Annotated in this window: 16 protein-coding genes and 3 pseudogenes; 9 read left to right on the top strand and 10 right to left on the bottom strand. The window is 61.1% G+C overall.

Annotation, left to right across the window (positions count from 1 at the left end; genetic code table 11):
• Window positions 1-183: 183 nt before the first annotated feature.
• A complete protein-coding gene (locus tag M3A49_RS00280; RefSeq protein ID WP_266227029.1) occupies window positions 184-960 on the top strand; it encodes an enoyl-CoA hydratase-related protein in 777 nt (258 codons plus the stop codon).
• Between the two features lie 31 nt (window positions 961-991).
• Here the strand turns inward: M3A49_RS00280 and M3A49_RS00275 are convergent, their stop codons facing one another.
• Together M3A49_RS00275 and M3A49_RS00270 are read right to left on the bottom strand one after the other, a co-directional pair.
• Window positions 992-1,426 carry a MarR family winged helix-turn-helix transcriptional regulator gene (locus M3A49_RS00275; protein ID WP_266227028.1) on the bottom strand — a complete coding sequence of 145 codons (435 nt, stop codon included), beginning with the start codon at window positions 1,424-1,426 and terminating at the stop codon, window positions 992-994.
• 100 nt (window positions 1,427-1,526) lie between these two features.
• A complete protein-coding gene (locus tag M3A49_RS00270; protein ID WP_266227027.1) occupies window positions 1,527-2,123 on the bottom strand; it encodes a DJ-1/PfpI family protein in 597 nt (198 codons plus the stop codon).
• Between the two features lie 90 nt (window positions 2,124-2,213).
• On the opposite strand from M3A49_RS00270, the gene M3A49_RS00265 reads away from it, so the two are divergent.
• From M3A49_RS00265 to M3A49_RS00250, 4 genes are all read left to right on the top strand, one after another.
• Window positions 2,214-3,545 carry a PLP-dependent aminotransferase family protein gene (locus M3A49_RS00265; protein ID WP_266227026.1) on the top strand — a complete coding sequence of 444 codons (1,332 nt, stop codon included), beginning with the start codon at window positions 2,214-2,216 and terminating at the stop codon, window positions 3,543-3,545.
• Window positions 3,546-3,883: 338 nt separating this feature from the next.
• Window positions 3,884-4,651 (top strand): H-NS family nucleoid-associated regulatory protein, encoded by a 768-nt coding sequence (locus M3A49_RS00260; RefSeq protein ID WP_266227025.1) that lies wholly within the window; start codon window positions 3,884-3,886, stop codon window positions 4,649-4,651.
• A 70-nt stretch (window positions 4,652-4,721) separates the two neighbouring features.
• Window positions 4,722-5,366 (top strand): DUF429 domain-containing protein, encoded by a 645-nt coding sequence (locus M3A49_RS00255; RefSeq protein WP_266227024.1) that lies wholly within the window; start codon window positions 4,722-4,724, stop codon window positions 5,364-5,366.
• A gap of 91 nt (window positions 5,367-5,457) precedes the next feature.
• Window positions 5,458-5,973, top strand: a complete 516-nt coding sequence (locus tag M3A49_RS00250; protein WP_266227023.1) for a gamma-glutamylcyclotransferase family protein — start codon at window positions 5,458-5,460, stop codon at window positions 5,971-5,973.
• A gap of 124 nt (window positions 5,974-6,097) precedes the next feature.
• Here the strand turns inward: M3A49_RS00250 and M3A49_RS00245 are convergent, their stop codons facing one another.
• Window positions 6,098-6,376 (bottom strand): hypothetical protein, encoded by a 279-nt coding sequence (locus M3A49_RS00245; RefSeq protein ID WP_266227022.1) that lies wholly within the window; start codon window positions 6,374-6,376, stop codon window positions 6,098-6,100.
• A gap of 118 nt (window positions 6,377-6,494) precedes the next feature.
• Window positions 6,495-7,280 carry an IclR family transcriptional regulator gene (locus M3A49_RS00240; protein WP_266227021.1) on the bottom strand — a complete coding sequence of 262 codons (786 nt, stop codon included), beginning with the start codon at window positions 7,278-7,280 and terminating at the stop codon, window positions 6,495-6,497.
• A gap of 128 nt (window positions 7,281-7,408) precedes the next feature.
• Between M3A49_RS00240 and M3A49_RS00235 the strand changes: the two genes are divergently transcribed.
• Entirely contained in the window at window positions 7,409-8,752 is a 1,344-nt protein-coding gene (locus M3A49_RS00235) for an MFS transporter (RefSeq protein WP_416338892.1), read from the top strand.
• Between the two features lie 4 nt (window positions 8,753-8,756).
• Window positions 8,757-9,203: a type II 3-dehydroquinate dehydratase gene (locus tag M3A49_RS00230; RefSeq protein WP_266227020.1), complete on the top strand. Its 447-nt coding sequence runs from the start codon at window positions 8,757-8,759 to the stop codon at window positions 9,201-9,203.
• A 412-nt stretch (window positions 9,204-9,615) separates the two neighbouring features.
• Here M3A49_RS00230 and M3A49_RS00225 read toward each other — a convergent pair.
• Window positions 9,616-10,092 (bottom strand): annotated as a pseudogene (locus M3A49_RS00225) (prephenate dehydratase domain-containing protein); the annotation flags it as partial.
• Between the two features lie 561 nt (window positions 10,093-10,653).
• Here M3A49_RS00225 and M3A49_RS00220 point away from each other — a divergent pair.
• Together M3A49_RS00220 and M3A49_RS00215 are read left to right on the top strand one after the other, a co-directional pair.
• Window positions 10,654-10,983, top strand: a pseudogene (locus M3A49_RS00220) (hypothetical protein).
• Between the two features lie 91 nt (window positions 10,984-11,074).
• Window positions 11,075-11,353: a hypothetical protein gene (locus M3A49_RS00215; RefSeq protein ID WP_266227019.1), complete on the top strand. Its 279-nt coding sequence runs from the start codon at window positions 11,075-11,077 to the stop codon at window positions 11,351-11,353.
• A 446-nt stretch (window positions 11,354-11,799) separates the two neighbouring features.
• On the opposite strand, the gene M3A49_RS00210 is transcribed toward M3A49_RS00215, so the two are convergent.
• The 5 genes and pseudogenes from M3A49_RS00210 to M3A49_RS00190 form a co-directional block, all read right to left on the bottom strand.
• Window positions 11,800-12,747 carry a pseudouridine-5'-phosphate glycosidase gene (locus M3A49_RS00210; protein WP_266227018.1) on the bottom strand — a complete coding sequence of 316 codons (948 nt, stop codon included), beginning with the start codon at window positions 12,745-12,747 and terminating at the stop codon, window positions 11,800-11,802.
• Between the two features lie 12 nt (window positions 12,748-12,759).
• Window positions 12,760-13,209, bottom strand: a pseudogene (locus tag M3A49_RS00205) (phytoene desaturase family protein); the annotation flags it as partial.
• A 390-nt stretch (window positions 13,210-13,599) separates the two neighbouring features.
• A complete protein-coding gene (locus tag M3A49_RS00200; protein ID WP_266227017.1) occupies window positions 13,600-14,583 on the bottom strand; it encodes an NAD-dependent epimerase/dehydratase family protein in 984 nt (327 codons plus the stop codon).
• Between the two features lie 6 nt (window positions 14,584-14,589).
• A complete protein-coding gene (locus tag M3A49_RS00195; protein ID WP_266227016.1) occupies window positions 14,590-15,165 on the bottom strand; it encodes a TetR/AcrR family transcriptional regulator in 576 nt (191 codons plus the stop codon).
• A gap of 282 nt (window positions 15,166-15,447) precedes the next feature.
• Window positions 15,448-16,467: a zinc-binding dehydrogenase gene (locus M3A49_RS00190; RefSeq protein WP_266227015.1), complete on the bottom strand. Its 1,020-nt coding sequence runs from the start codon at window positions 16,465-16,467 to the stop codon at window positions 15,448-15,450.
• Between the last annotated feature and the right edge of the window lie 59 nt (window positions 16,468-16,526).

The following is a 16,526-nucleotide window of genomic DNA, read 5'->3' as shown; positions in this document are numbered from 1 at the left end:
GCGCGACGTCGCGAATGGAGTACCTGGTCGAATTCCGGTCCGCTACCAAATTCAGGCTTCAGACGTCATCAGGGGCGAGGGTTCGCGAGCAGGCCCCGAATTGCATGGCATCGACCCTCAGGTTTACTTTGCATGCGAACTACCCATATACTTCGCATGCAAACTAAATTTCAGGAGAGCACCATGAGCGCGGAAATTCACGTCGATCAAGCCGACGGCATTCTGACGATTACGCTTGCCCGACCGGACAAGAAGAATGCACTGACGAACGAGATGTATGGCACGCTGGCAGACATCATCGAGAACGCAGAGCGCGACAGCCATGTCCGCGTATTGCTGATGCAAGGGGACGGAGACATGTTTACCGCGGGCAACGATGTGGGCGAGTTCGCAGCCATTGCGTCGGGTAAGGGGCCCAGTGAGCGACATGTGCATCGCTTTTTGCACGCCCTCGCGAAGTCGACTGTGCCCATCATCGCTGCGGTCCAGGGCAAGGCGGTCGGTATCGGCACCACGCTTCTACTGCACTGCGACTACGTCCTGCTCGCGCCAGACGCGGAACTGATCACCCCGTTCGTCAATCTCGCGCTCGTCCCCGAGGCGGCGTCCAGCTACCTGCTTCCGCTGCGCGTCGGCCACGTGCGGGCCTTCGAAATGTTTGCGCTGGGCGAGCCGCTCGACGCGCAAACCGCTGTCGCGTGGGGCCTTGCCAACAAGGTCTGCGCAAAGGATCAACTACGCGACGATGCACGCAGGATGGCCGAAAGAATCGCCGCCAAGCCGGCCGGTTCTCTGAGCGCCATGAAAAAGCTGATGCGCGAAGCCGAAACGCTGGTTGCGCAAATGGACAGCGAGAGCGCGAAGTTTCAGGAGCGGCTGACGAGCGCCGAGGCGAGGGAGGCATTCGCGGCCTTTGCCGAGAAACGCAAGCCGGACTTCTCGAGGGTTGCCCAGCACTAGCCAGTGCCTTGCTGACCGGCCACGGTCGAGGTTACGCGTCGCCGTCTTCGGCGAGCGGAAACCTGGTCTGCAGGCTGGTCAGCCACCGCGCCACGACGTCGATTTCCGCTTCCGTAAATCCTTCGGTCAATCTGGCGTTCAGGTCTTTCATGCGAAGCTTCGATTTTTGGCGCGCAGTACGTCCTGCCTCCGTCAACCACAGACGCGACACCCGGCCATCGGTCTCGTCAGCCCGACGTTCGATTAACCCCGCCTTTTCTGTCCGGTCAGCGAGACCGCTCATGCCTGGTGCGCCCAAATCCAGCGCAGCAGCGGCTTCGCTCATGAGTGCGCCGTTGCGATCGCCCAAAAAAAACAGCAGCCCCGCCTGGGCTGCCGTGACGCCGCCGCCGGCTGCGCGTGTTTGCGACCACCGTTGCAGCCGGCGCTGTCCGACATTCAATAGATAGACGAGGCGATGTTTCATTTCCGCGCAGATAAAAATGTGCGATTTAGTTCGCGTGCGAATTATATCATGCGCTGATCGGCACATTCGAAGGGGCGTGTATAAGTTCAGCGGCTTCCGGTTAAAGGAATGGCAAAATGTTCCCGATCGCGCGCGTCACGTAGGTTTCCTTCTCTCCCACTGGCGCTGCATGGTGAATCACGCTGCGCGCAGCCTCGATGCCGGCGAGGCGCGCGATCACCCAGGCCGCGAGATAGTGCGATGCGAGACACCCGCCCGCCGTCGCGACATTCCCACTGGCCACGAACGGCTGATTGAGCACGGGTACACCCGCCTCTTCGACCCACGGCGTGGTGGTCAGGTCCGTGCATGCGGAAACGTCCTGCAGCAGGCCCAGCTTCGCAAGTATCAGCGTGCCGGAGCACTGCGCACCAAGCAGCTGGCGCGTTGGGTCGAGCCTGAGTTGCGACATCAGCGCGGGATCGGCGGCGACGTCGCGCGTGCGGACTCCACTGCCGACCAACACCGCGTCGGCTTCGCATGCGTCGTTCAGCGACACTTGCGCCTCCAGCACGAGGCCATTCATTGAACGCACAGTGGACGCCGGGCTGGCAATCGAAACCCGCCAGTCGGGTTGCCGGACCCGGTTGAGGAGGTTGAATGCGATCAGCGAGTCGAGTTCGTTGAAGCCTTCGAAGGTCAGGATGGCGATGTGCATGGCGCCCTCATACGGTGGAAGAGGTTGTGTCGAGCCATGGTAGGGCCGACAATCAATACAATCAAATTATTGTCATGGATACATTGGGCCATGCCGGAACCCCGCTACAAACCGCTGGTCGATCGGCTCGCCGTCGAAATCCGTGCGGGCCGTCTGCGTCCCGGCACGCGTCTGCCCACGCACCGCGAACTGGCTGCGCGCGAGGGCCTGGCACTGGTCACGGCAACGCGTGTCTATGCGGAGCTGCAGGCGATGGGGCTCGTCAGCGGCGAAACCGGCCGCGGCACGTTCGTCAAGGAGCCGCTGCCCCGCGGACAAGGCGTCGATCTGCATGCGTGGAGCGCGGACGCCGTGGACCTGAGCTTCAACTATCCGTCGTCGCCCGATCAGACCGACCTGCTCAGGGCAGCACTGCGCCAGCTCGCGGCGGCCGGCGACCTGGAGTCGCTGCTCCGCTACCAGCCCCAGGGCGGGCGCGAACACGAAAGGGCGACGGCGGCGCGACACCTGGCCCGCCGGGGCCTGGAAGCCAGCGCCGAAACCACGCTGTTCGTGAGCGGCGCGCAGCATGGACTGACGACGACGGCGATGGCGTTATTCGAACCCGGCGACGTGGTGGCGGTGGACGCGCTGACCTACCCGGGGTTCAAGCTGGCCGCCGAGGCCTGCCGACTGGAACTCGCACCGATCCCCGCCGCCGGACGCGGCCCGGATCTGGACGCATTGACGGCCCTGTGCAAGCGACGAAAAGTGCGCGCCGTCTACACCATGCCGACCCTTCATAATCCGCTCGGCTGGGTGATGGGCGCGACGCGGCGCCGCGAGCTCGCCGCCATCGCACGACGACATGGGCTGATTCTGATCGAGGACGCCGCCTATGCGTTCCTGGCAGACGATACGCCGCCGCCGTTGGCATCGCTCGCGCCGGAGACGACGGTCTATGTGTCGAGCTTGTCGAAGAGTGTTGCGACGGGACTGCGCATCGGTTTCATCCACGCACCGCGCGATTGGGTGCCGAGGCTCGAGCGGGCGATCCGGGCGACGACGTGGAACACGCCGGCGACCATGACGGCCATCGCCTGCGGCTGGATGGAAGACGGCACGGCGGCGAGGCTCGAAGACGAGAAGCGGCGCGATGCCGCGATACGTCAGCGCCTCGCCGCCGAGGTTCTGGGTCCGCTCAAGAGAATAGGGCACCCAGCGTCGTACTTCATCTGGATGCCACTCGAACCCGAGGTCCGCGCCGACGCGATCGCGATGGCGTTGATGCGCGAACGGATTTTCGTGACGACCGCGCTGCCGTTTTCGACTTCGCCTCACGTGCCTCACGCTATTCGCCTTGCAATCGGTTCCGTCGATCTGGCCACGCTCGAGCGGTCGCTGGAGACGGTGGCCCGTGTGGTTGCTGAACATACGTATTGAACGGAGCGCGCGATGGCTCTGATGAGCATCGAGGGATATGAGAACCTGATGCTATCGGTCAGGTAAAACATGAAGTATCGCGCGAGATCCTATCGGTATTCCTATGTTCAAATCGCGTACTCGCAGCTTTCACATAACGAGTAAGAACACGCTGAATTGAATTGACGAGGCGTAGAACGCGGCGGCACTTCCGCACCGATAGTCAGACGACTTGTCGATCTGGAAATAGTAAGTAATGTTTCCCACTGCCTGGCGCAAACTAATTCGACACCAAATGTTGTATTCGTCGTCCGATGTGGCATAGTGGAAAAAATTAACTTTTCAAAGGAAAACCACGAATGGCTACGCTCCAATCGATTCAGGCAAGAATCGCAAAGCTGCAGGCTCAAGCAGAATCGCTGGCGACAACGAAATCGTCGGTTGTACTCGAGAAGATTCGCGGCCTGATGGACAAGCATGCCGTGACGGTTGCTGACATTGAGGCATTTGTCGGCAAGCGGCGCGGCCGCACGCCGGGCGCGACCGTTGCTGCGAAGCAGGGTCCGTCGGCAGCGAAATATCGCGATCCCAAAACCGGCGCGACCTGGACCGGCCATGGTCGCGCTCCCGCGTGGATTGCAAATGCAAAGGACCGAAGCAAGTTCCTGATTGCCGGCGCGGCGCCGAAATCGGCCGCTGCTGTGAAAGCGCCTAAGGCAGGTAACTACGTGCGCGGACCGCAGCCGCCGAAATATCGTGACCCGAAAACCGGCGCGACGTGGTCCGGTCGTGGCATCGCACCGGCATGGCTCGCAGGCGCGAAGGACCGGTCGAAGTTTTTGATTGAAAAGGCTGAGCCTGCAGCCAAGACGGCCAAGGCGCTGGCAGCGAAGAAGGCTGCTGTAAAAAAGAACGCGGCAACGAAAAAAGCTGCTGTCAAGAAGGTATCTGTGAAGGCGGCGGCATCGCCGGCACGCAAAGCTGCACCGAAGAACGGCGCAGCGGCGAAATCACCTGTCGTCCGAAAAGCCCGTGCGCCGAAGCTTGTGGTGAAATCGACGGCGCCCGTCGAAGTTGCCGCGCCTGCGGCGGCCACTGAAGTTGTGAGCACGGCCGCTGCGGCCTGAGTGGCACACACCGGGCTCCGGAAGCCTGCTTCCAGCCCGGTTCAGCGCTTGTTACTCGTGGCGGGGCCGCGTGAATACACGGACGGTTGCTGGCATCGACGTGGGCGGTGACAAGAAGGGCTGCCATCTGGTCATTCTGGAAGGCAGCCGTGCTTTCCGGCCTGCCGATACGAAAACCCCGCAGGAGATGCTGCAAGCGTGCCTCGAGTACGGCGTCCAGGCCGTTGGGATCGACGCGCCTTGCCAATGGGGTGTCGAAGGCGAAGGGCGGCGTGCGGAAAGGGAGCTTGCGCGTCAACGCATCTTTTCATTCGCCACGCCAACCCGAAAGCGGGCCGATGAGAATCCGGGTCGCTTCTACCGGTGGATGTTCAACGGAGAAGTCATTTACCAGGTCTTTACTTCCGACTTTCCGCTGCTGTCATCTCGCGATTTCCAGGGTGGGCGTGTTAGCTTCGAAACGTTTCCCCATGCCGTGACCTGTGCTCTGCGCGGCAAGGAGGGGACGTCTGCGAAGGAGAAGCGCCGGCAACGGCCTGAAGTACTCGAAAGCGCTATGATCGACGCCTCTGGCTTGAAATCGATTGACGACTTCGATGCCGCGCTGTGTGCGCTGACCGCGAGATACCTGGTTGAAGGGCGCTCATATGCTTACGGCGACGTGGAAGGTGGCTACATTCATGTTCCGATTCCGCTTTCCTTGAACACGTATTGACGCTAATACCGTGCCGCCGTGTGGGAAGGTGTTGCAGGTGGCTTGCCGTGCGTTATGTCCCACTGCAGTTGTCACGAGGGCAATCACAGCTATGCACTCGAGCAGCGAATTTACCTATTTCGCGTACGGCTCCAACATGTCGATACGACGCCTCATCGCGAGGCTGCCGTCAGCGAGGGTTGTCACCACGGGGTTTGTGACTGGCTACAAACTCGCGTTCGACAAATTGAGCAAGAAAGACGGCTCGGGAAAATGCGATTGTGAGCACACGGGAAACGTCGGTGACAGAGTCTATGGCGTCATTTTCTCGGTCGTGCCTGGCGAACGGGAGGCGCTCGACACATTCGAAGGAGCGGGTAAGGGTTACGAGCCTTTGAGTGTCCGGGTTGAGACCGCGACTGGCGGAGTGTATGCGCTGACCTACGTCGCTACGAAGAAGCAACCGGGTCTTCAGCCCTACCACTGGTACAAGCAGCACGTATTGGTGGGCGCGAGGGAGGCGAATTTGCCTGAAGACTACGTGCGAGCTATCGAGGCAGTTGACTCTATCGACGATCCTGATTCAGCCCGAACCGAGAAGGAGCTTCGGGCTTACTCGGCGACTTGACCGGCCTCGGCACGGGATGCCTGCGCTTTCCATTTCCGAGCCGCCATTGCTTCACGCCTTTCCGACAAATGCAGGATCGGGTGCCTGAGGCGGCGCTCGCGACGCTACTGCGGCAAACTCCAATTCACCGACTGAGGTTTTTCCAGAAAGCCATCTCTGCTGCGACACCGGCGCTAAGGAAGTTGTCGGTGGCGGCTAGATCCAGATTCCCGTTCGCATCCCTCGTATAGGAATCCATGAGGTCATTGAACACCTGGCTTCCGCTCTCGATACTCTTGCTCACTCCCTCAACAAACTCACTCAGCGACACCTGATCATCGTCGGATGCGTCAAAGCTTTTGAAAAGCTGCTTTGCGGCGTCGGCCGCGACGCCGGCGCGTGAGGTGAGCCTGAAATTCTTCAAGTGACAGGGATATTGGGTAGGGCAGGAAACGGACGCCGATGCTGGTACCCGGCTGTATTACGGTTGTATTTCAGTGTGACTTTAGATATTTTTTAAATATTGACTGAATTCTGCGTCCTCATCCCTTTCCGAGCGGGGGCCGATGTGAGAATCCCGCCATATTGCTCAACTGGGCCAGTTCATTGGCCGCCTCGCGTAGCAGTCCCGAGTACTCGTGAATCTTCCCGGTCGTTAGTCGCACCCGAGGACCGGCCAGGCTGATGACGCCGACGCAGCGTGAGCCGCTCACCACGGGCGTCGCCACTGCCGACATGCGCGGGGCAAACACCTCGTCGATCATCGCGTAGCCACGCACGCGTGCCGCATGCACGAAACCGAGCAGCGCTTTTAGCGTCGTCGGCGCATTGGGTCCGAACTCATTCGGCTGTCCGAAGCCTTGCTTCAAGACTAGCAAGGCCGCCTGTTCGTCGGTCATCGTCATGAGCCATGCGTGTCCGGTCGACGTGCATGAAAGTCGTGCGGCCTGGCCCATGTCGGGGTCGTAGCGGAAGCCGGTGCGGTGTCCGTCCGCCTTCCCGACCCAGATGATCGCTTCGCCATCCACCAGCGACAGTCGCGCGAGTTCGCCGGTCTGCGCAGCGACGCGTTCGATGATCGGCTGGGCGATATCTGCGATGCCCGTGAGACTCAGGAATTCGAGTCCGTTCGACGTCATGCGCATTGTCAGGATGTAGCGGCTGTGATCGACCCGTTGCCTGACATACCCGCCTTCAACGAGTTCGGCGAGCAGGCGGTGGCAGGTGCTGCGCGGCAGAGACAAGGCATCGGCAATGGCCACGAGGCCTGCGCCTTCGCCCTGCGACGCCAGCAGATCGAGAATTCTTAGGCCGTTTCTAAGCGACATCTTTCGCTGGTTTCCATATTATGAGATGCAGTTCCGGTACGGAACGCCCCGCCTGTACAGCACAAACAATAGCACCTGTTCGTCGCCAGAAACGAACGCATCGACATATCAAGAATTCAGGAGACAACATGTCATTTTTTGCTGATTCGGACCTTGCCGCGGAGGGACGGTCTGCGCAGGCTCACTTGATGGCGCGTCGGGCAGTAGCAGGGGCAACTGTCGGTACCGCGCTCGAATGGTTCGACTTCGCGCTCTATGGCGTGGTCGCGGCCACGATCTTTCCCAAGCTGTTTTTCCCGTCCCTCGACCCGACCGCCTCGCTGCTCGCGTCTCTCGCAAGTTTCTGGGCAGGGTTGGCCGCACGCCCGCTCGGGGCGGTGATTTGCGGGATGCTCGGGGACCGTTGGGGACGCCGCAAACTGATGCTGATCACCGTGTCGGTGATGGGCGCGTCGTCGTTCCTGATGGGCTTGCTGCCCACTTACCACCAGGTTGGCATCCTAGCGCCGACGTTGCTGGTGTCGCTTCGCATCATTCAGGGTTTCGCGCTTGGCGGCGAATCGACGGGTGCGCAGCTGATGGCGGTGGAGCATGCGTCTGCTAACCGCCGTGGCTGGTATTCAGGTCTGCTTGGCATTTGTTCGCCGCTCAGCCAGATCCTCGCCAATTTCTCGCTCTTTACGCTGGCCGCGTTGCTTTCGTCGGACGACTTCGATAGCTGGGGCTGGCGAGTTCCGTTTCTCGCGAGCTTTGTTCTGGTGCTGCTGGGCATCTATATCCGCAGGAAGGTTAGCGAGACTCCGGCCTTCGAGGCGCTCAAGAGGACTGGCGCATCGACACGCGCCGCCAATCCGCTCGGCACCGTCTTCAAATATCACTGGCGCACCGCGCTCCGCCTGACGCTGTTCTTCTGCGGCCCGGCCGCGCTGTTTTATCTGATCGTGGTCTTCTCGCTCAGCTACCTGACGAAGCACCTCGGCGTACCCAGGCAGACCGGCTTCATGCTGCTGATGGTGGCGAATGTCTGCGCCATCGTGGGCGCGCTTGCGGGCGGCTATCTGAGCGATCGGATCGGACGCAAACGGGCGCTGATGATCGGTTCGTCCTGCACACTGATCTGCTGCCTGATTTACTTCCCGATCCTCAACCACAACTCGATCGCCATGACGATGGCACTCATGGGCGCCTTCCTCGGCTTCACGCAGTTCCAGAGCGGCATCCAGCCGGTCTGGTTCGCTGAGTCATTCCCGACCGAGGCGCGCTACACCGGGTCCGCGCTGTCGTACTCGGGAGCCAACCTGCTCACCGGCGGTCCGATGCCCATCGTCGCCGTGGCGCTGCTCAATGCCTTTAACGGCTCCCCGTGGGCCATCGTCGCGGTTTGCGGCTCGCTGAACCTGATCTCCTTCCTGATGATCGCAATATCCCGGGAAACCAAAGACACGGTCCTGGAACGCTCTTCTACACATTGACACCATGACTCGCAAACTCTACATCCTCAACGGCTCCAACCTGAACATGCTGGGCGCGAGGGAGCCGCATCTTTATGGCACCACCACGCTGAAGGACATCGAACAGAACTGCCTCACGCTAGCCGACGCACTCAAGTTCGACTGCGTATTTCGTCAAACAAACAGCGAAAGCGAACTGATCGACTGGATTCAGGAAGCCTTCCTGCAGGACGCCGCGCTGATTATCAATCCGGCCGGCTTTTCGTTCGGCCGGATTCCGGTGCTCGACGCAGTCAAGCTCATCCGCCGGCCAGTAGTGGAATTGCATATCACCAACATCCACCAACGCTCGGAGGAATATCGTCACTCGACGATTTCGGTGGCCGCCACGGCGGTAATTTGCGGGGCGGGGGCAAACGGATACCTGCTGGCGATCCGCGCGATCGACGATCTGTGGGCTAAACAGACTTGAGCCGGCTCCTCGATTTATGAAGCACGCGGGCTCCTCGATGGAGCCCGCTTCGTTCGGCATGCGCTACATCGTCATCTGGGGGCTCGCAATCGACAGTGTCCGAGGCGGGGCGAAACAAGTCCTCAAATAGGGTTGCGTTGGGTTTGCACAGCGCCTTGAGAACAAGAATCGCCGGTACCATCACGAGAAGTCCATTGAAATTGAAGTTGAAAACTTGATGCGCCGTTTCGGATGCATCTAAGCGGGCGGCAAACGATATGCCTCCGGTCCGATGAGCTTCCAGCTTGAAAACGCCGTCGTCGCGCGCAGCCTGCTCTTCGGAGCGATGGTTCGGTCGAGGAGACCGGGCGCTTTAGTCATCTCGATCGCAAGGGCAGCCACGGCCTCGCTCCTGGTAAGCGACTCTCGACTCTCAGTATTTGCGTGCGTACGAACCAAGCACCCTGATTTGAGTGTTTGATTGGAGAAATTCCTGCAATGCGCCAACTTTTGCGTGCCCCTCCACCTCTATAAGGTAACGATGGGTGTCTAACGTTCTCTTGCTCGGCCGTTCATAGATGGCAGGAATTTTGAGCTTCGCGGCCGTCATGTCTTCGAGTAAAGAGGAGAAGTCGTTATCCGCCACGTCCACAAGCAGCGACGTCTTGTCGTTGCCAGTGGCAGCAGGCATCTCTCTGCCAAGCACCCACCATCTCGTTACGTTGTGCGAGCCCTCTTCGATGTCGTCGACGAGAGAGACGAGACCGTAAATCGCGCCGCCAATTTTTGGTCCCATCGATGCTGTGTCTAGCGAACGGCTTTCCGACACGCTTTTGGCGGCTGCACCGCCACCGAGTGCCGTGATGCGACGTACCTTTGGCATCTCCTTGTCGAGCCACGGCTTGACCTCCTCGAGCGCTAACTGTGACCCACCTCAGCCGGTGAAGCACTGACAAAAGAAGCGAAAGCTGGCGTGGCAAAGGCAGTACGACGTCTAGCGCGCGGAGGAGGAGACCGAACGGACTCCTCTCTCGCCACGCATCCAGTCTCGTTACTTTTCCCCCAGGGTGAGCGGGGCGAGGAGCGACGTCCTCCTCCTTCATGCACGTTGCAGAAAGTTGGACAAGTTAATAGCGGTGGTAGTAGCCACCTGCAGGCACGACGATGCAGCCGCTCAACGCGGTTGCGAGACAAGCAGCCATCAGCACCAGCGCAAAAATTCGCTTCATACGTTCCTCACTTGTCGGTAGTGAAGGCAATATATTTGGAGCGCAAATTACTGATGTGTTTGTGTGTAACGAGACGTGTAATTTGAAACATCTGACCGGTCCACGAACCAGTTCGGACATCCGGTCTCACGCGAAATAATCGGTTTCAGAACTCACAACTCGTCAGTCAACATGGTGGTCGTCCGTGACGTTGAGGAGGTGAACGGCGAGATGCCGTCCCCTCAATGGAATCGGAGACGAACATGCACAACGTTGCCTACAAAATCGCGGCTATTTCTGTACTTGCTTTGTCATTCGCAGGCACCGCGTCAGCGCAGACCAGCTGGGATGCAACGCACCCACGTCGCGCAGAGGTGAATCACCGCCTGGCGAATCAGGACCGACGCATTCACTAGGAGGTGCGTGAAGGGGAAATGTCGCACGCCGAGGCGGCGAGACTCCATAGCGATGACCGTCGGATTCGGCAGGAGGAGCGCGACATGGCAACCCAGAACAGCGGCCGTATCACCCGGCGAGAGGACTACGTACTAAACCAGCAGGAGAATCACGTAAGCCGGCAAATCGGCCAGTAACGCGTTCGCCGACGTTAGACAAGGCTCGAACTGGGGGGAGTGGATACGCTCTGCCCAGCGTCATCGGCCCTCGGACTTGCCGGAGGGGAACATGAAAAGCACGGATGAAAAGTCTCTACGCTGTCAGGTCGAAAAATGGCTAGCTCCAGTACCAGCACTACCGGTTCACGTGATTGAGTTCGGTCGTACACGATGGGGCGGTAGTCGCTATGTGTACGTCGCGACCGCAGACGGGGCCAGAGCACTGTTCTTCTTTCGGCACGACGATGGTGCGTGGAGCGTTTGCCCGCCTGCTTCGGAGAGGAAGAAGGCGGCGGTTCGGCTACCCGCCCCGGGGCACCTTGGGGCTTCCGTGTCTGAATTTTTCTGACTTCACAGGCGCACAGCAGTATCGAACTTCGACGGTCAGGTGGGACTGCTGCTTGAATCGTTAGTCAACTGTACCGCCGTAAGAATGTAGGCAAAACTATAACGTTCGCTAACTAGCCCTGGCGTTTCACCATTATCGCCGTGCCGAATTGCCGCGGTAGCTTGAGCGCACTTGAACCTACGCCTACTGATAGCGCAAGAGCTTTTCACGAAATGACGCGGTCTTCACATCGATATGTTGATGTCGATGGCAATACGGCAATGGATGCGCGAGCGAACACAACCCAGCAACGAAGGGCCTATGCCATGTAGCACCTGCAGCGCGCGATGGCAAGGTTTGCGGATGCCAATGGCGCCGGCGAGAGCGCACTCCCTTTTCACGGCGCACGCCAGGGGCGGTCGTTGGAAGCTGCCGCGCAGTCTGGTCGCGACCCGACGTTCCGGTGGCTACGCCGCGCTTGTCCCGCGCTCTACGTGTGCCAACGCCAGCGCCAGCCGTACCCCGACCTCGGCATTGTGTTTCACGATCGCGATGTTTGTCGCGAGGCTGCGTCCACCTGTCAACGCCGTGATGCGCGCCAGCAGGAAGGGGGTCACGGCCTTACCGGTGATTCCTTTCGCAGTGGCCTCGTCGAGCGCCTGCTGAGTCAGCGCGTCAATCTCTTCGAACGTCATCGCTGCCGCTACCGGCACCGGGGTGCTCAACACCACACCGCCCTCGAGGCCGAGGTCCCACTTGGTGCGGATGAACCGCGCCTGCTCCGCCGGGTCGTCCAGCCTGAAGTCCGCGCGAAAGCCGCTGTCACGCGTGTAGTACGCCGCGAAATTGTCCTGTTCGCAACTGAGTACCGGGACGCCATGGGTTTCCAGGTATTCCAGTGTGAGCCCGATGTCCAGGATGGACTTCGCACCGGCACAGATTACCGCCACCGAGGTCTTCGCCAGTTCCTGCAGGTCGGCCGAGATGTCAAAGGTCTCCGGCGCACCCCGGTGTACGCCGCCAATGCCTCCGGTGACGAAGACCTCAATGCCGGCCAACGCGGCACATATCATCGTGCCAGCCACCGTCGTGGCGCCGGGCCCGCCTCCGGCCAGCACGGCCGGCAGGTCACGGCGGCTGACCTTATGTACCCGGTCCGAGCGGCCGATCAGGTCCAGTTCGTCGTCCGTTAGGCCGATGTGGATTCGCCCACCGATCAGTGCGATAGTCGCGGGCTCAGCGCCCGCGTCTCGGATCAAGGACTCCACTTCATGAGCAGTGCGAACGTTCTCCGGGTAGGGCATGCCGTGGGCAATGATGCTCGATTCCAGCGCCACGAGCGGCCGGCCGGCGGCCTGTGCGGCAGTCACAGGAGCGCTGCAGGTCAACCACGAGCGTGCAAGGTCCGTAACCATGTCGATGCCTCGTCAACTGAGCTGGTTTGCGACCATCCAACCCGAGCCGCCGCCGAGCCCGGGACCAGGATGGGTCGATGCGCCGATGTAGTACAGGTTCGCATACGGCGCGGTATGCCCGCGCTTACCTGAGACGCCCGCGAACGGGCGCAGCCAGAAGAACTGGTCTGGCGAGCATACCCCCCAATAGGGGTCGCCGCCCACGAGATTGCAGTTCAGGCGTTCGAGGTCCGCGGGTGAGTAGGCGCGCCGGCCCACGATCCTGGTGGCGAGCCCTGGCATCACCGTTTCGAGGCGCCGCTGGATGCGGTCGGCCACCTGCTCGCGCACGGCCTCGGTCCAGCGGCCGTCCTGCGGGACCTCAATCTCGCCCGCGGCGTCCCCCGAGAGGCGTGCCGGCATGTCCTGCATCTGCAGCCACAGGATCGCCGCGCCGTCTGGGGCGCGGCTCGGATCAACTGCGGGAATGATAATCAGCAGATCTTTCATAAGGCTCATTCACAAAGAGAATCGATCGCTGGATAGAAGCGACCGAACTACACATTGAGCTCGACGAATAGCAGAAACTAGCACAACTAACGGATCACCTAAAAGTCCGCTACGGGATGAGGAAGCGACGTTCGAGTGACTATCCGCGTAAAGTCGAAGGACCGTTCCTGGTCGAAGGGCCGCGACGACTGTTGCGCCTTCAGCCGGGCGATCCCGCGCCAATGCCGGACTTCCGTAGCCGCCCCGTATGCCAGCCGTTACACCATCACAGGGACTGCCGCGAACGACCTGTAAATGCAAATTAAGGGACGAGTCGGATAACAGAGACGGTGTGGGATTTTCCAGCGAGCATGTTGGCGAGGATCACGCTCCAGGAGAATGCGCGACCTCGTAGCTGCGCAAGCCATCGTCACGCGAGGTCATTCCGACATAGCCCAGTTCGCGACGTGCCGCAGCATCGCTCACACTGAATTCCCGCCCGATCATGCGCACCATTGAACGCGACAGGGGCGGGTCGCTGTTTTTCCGCAGAATGGCCCAGACGGCATCCATCAATCGCCCTGAGGCTGAAGCCAGCCAGTAAGGCATCGAACGCAGTTGCCTGACGGAAAGACCCTGCACGCCTGCAATTAAAGCGATGAACTCGCGGAACGTTTGCGTCTGCTGATCAGTGATGAAAAAGGCGCGACCACCTTCGCCGCGCGTCAGCGCGCACTGGACGGCTTCGACGACGTTATCCACGTGGCAAGTGGAGAACGCATAGTCACCACCGTCGATGAAAGCGAACTGGCCTGACTTGATCGCACGGGGGAGTTCGCGGCTGAACGGATCACCCGGCCCCCAGAGTGCCGGCGGGCGCAATGCGATGGTGCGAAAACCCGGCTTGTTGGCAGCCAGCACGATCTGCTCGGCCTGCGCCTTGCTCGCCAGATAGGCCGAAAAGTGCTGCGCAAAAGTAGGAGCGCTCTCTTCTGCATGACGGATGGGCGAACCGGATTCGTCCATGATGACGCCTGCCGCGCTGATATGAACGAAACTCGCCGCGCCAGCTTGCTCTGCCGCTGCCAGCAGTCTCGCGGTGCCATCCACGTTTGCGTGAAAGAACGGCGCGCGCGGCCCGGAGAAGCGAAACATGGCCGCCGCGTGAACTACGGCATCAAGCGCGGGCAGTATCAGCGGCATGCGGCTTTCCAGATCGCCATCGACAGGCTGAGCGCCCAGTTCCTGCACCCTTTCACGGGACGACGCCGAGCGTGCAAGCGCAAAGACCTGATGGCCTGCCGCTGCGAGTGCTGGGAGCAAGCGGCTGCCGAGCAGGCCGGAGCCTCCAGTGACAAGGATTTTCATGGTCGTTCAGCCTTTCGTATCCGTTGTGTCTGTTGTCAGAATGGCGCGCATGGCGTTCTCGCGGATGTCCTCGAGAACGGCGGACGCGGGTGCCGCCGCATGGCGCAGTTGCGCCGTGACATAGAGCAGAGAAGCTGCGTTAGCCGACGCCCACATCACATCCGCCGCGACTTCCACCGCGAGCGCGAGCCGCCCCTCGGCGGCGATGGCAGAAACGCACTCGATGAGGAGTGCGAAAGCTTGCTGGGCAGCCGGTATCTGCGCCCCCTGCAGAACACGTCCCAACATCGCCGCGTAGAGTCTGGGCCGTGCGGCCGCGAAGCGCACGTAATCGTCCCAGCCATCGCGCAGGACGGTCACGGGATCGGGCGATTGCGCGGCTGCATTTTTGCTTTCCAGAAACTGCGCGAACGCCTCCGCCATCGCGGCGCTTAGCAGACCGTCGGCGCTGCCGTAGTGGTGATATAGCGTCGGCGCGGTGACTCCCGCCAGGGAGCAGACCGCGCGCGTCGAAAACTGCGCCTCGCCTTCTTCTTCGAGAACTTTCAGCGCCGCAGCAAGCAGGGTGGTCCGTGTATCCATACCACCAATATAGCACCGATATAGACGATTGTATAGCGGCGATATAGCCCGGCGTGTGGGTGTTCTTTGCACGGGGAGCGGACAACCCCAGAAGCAGCTCGGAGCTGTCATCCATCGACTCAGGGAACGCTGCTGCCGCACTTGCTGGCTTCGAAGATGTCTTGCGCACGAAGCCATTTGTGTGTGGCCGGAGTCCAGGCCGGTAACGCGGCGATCGCCTTGGGTGCGGTGGTCGTGCTCAGGGATGCTTGTGCTCAGTCCGTCGATTCCAGCAATTCCACCTCACGAATCCGAGCTGATCAGGACCGCCCCACTGCGATCCGCCCGCTCGATGTGCGTGATCGCCTCGATGAACCGGGACAGATCGTAGTCGGCCTCCAGCTCGAATTGTTCGGGCGCCGCGCGGCCGATCTCGATCGCCTCCGCCACATCCTCGCGGCGCTGCTCGGCCGACGTGGTCTGCAGCCATCGCGAGCTCGAAACGCCCTTGAACATGATCTCGTGATGCGCCAGCTGGACGGACGGGAGTGCAATGGGCTCCGGCACGAGTCCGCCGTAAAACAGCAGGGCCCCGCCGTCGCCGAGCAGCCGGACAAGATCGCTCACCATCGCGCCTCCTATCGGATCCATGACGACCTGAAGCGGCCGCCCACCTGCGGCCCGGCGGACCTGGTCGGCCCAGTCCGTATCGGCCGTCGAAACCACGGTCAAATCCGGAAACCGCTCGGACAGGGCGTTCGCGCCGTTTCTGCTGCGTACCGCGCTTACGACCTTCAAGCCACGCCGGCGGGCGGCAACTGCGAGGATGCGTGCCACGGAGGACCCGGCAGCGGTCAGCAAGATCGGCGTCTCGCACCCTGCGTCCGGCACTGCCTGTTTTGCGGCACGCAGCAGCATGAGGGCGATCACCGTGTTCGGGAGCAACTGGGCAGCGATGGCGTCCGACAGGTCGTCCGGGATGGGCGTCACCAGTTCGACGCGCGTCTTGAGACGCTCTGCCCAGGCGCCCGGGCTGGGATAGAAGATCACTCGTGCACCCGGCTTCACGTCCTGTGCGGGGCCCACAGCTTCGCCCACGGCTTCGACGACGCCTACGCCATCGCCTCCCGGCACCACGAAGCCGTCTGCCGGAAGCGGGATGTTGAAGCGCCCGCGGACCATCGCCAGGTTGCCGGGATGGATGCTGCGTCTGGTCACGCGGACCACGACCTCACCGGGTCCCGGCGGCGTCGGATCGGGAAGGGTCCTCAGTTCGAGGACTTTCGCTGGGTCGCCGAACGCGGTGAGAACGATGCCTTTCATGCTTTCACTCCAGGTTGAGAGGGTGTGGAGCGAAGATAGGCCCTTTGTTGCGCCGCGAT

This window comes from Paraburkholderia sp. CNPSo 3076, assembly GCF_026343935.1.
GTDB classification, from domain to species: domain Bacteria; phylum Pseudomonadota; class Gammaproteobacteria; order Burkholderiales; family Burkholderiaceae; genus Paraburkholderia; species Paraburkholderia nodosa.
Note: the sequence above shows the minus strand (reverse complement) of the source record. Positions and strands in the feature narration are given on the sequence as shown.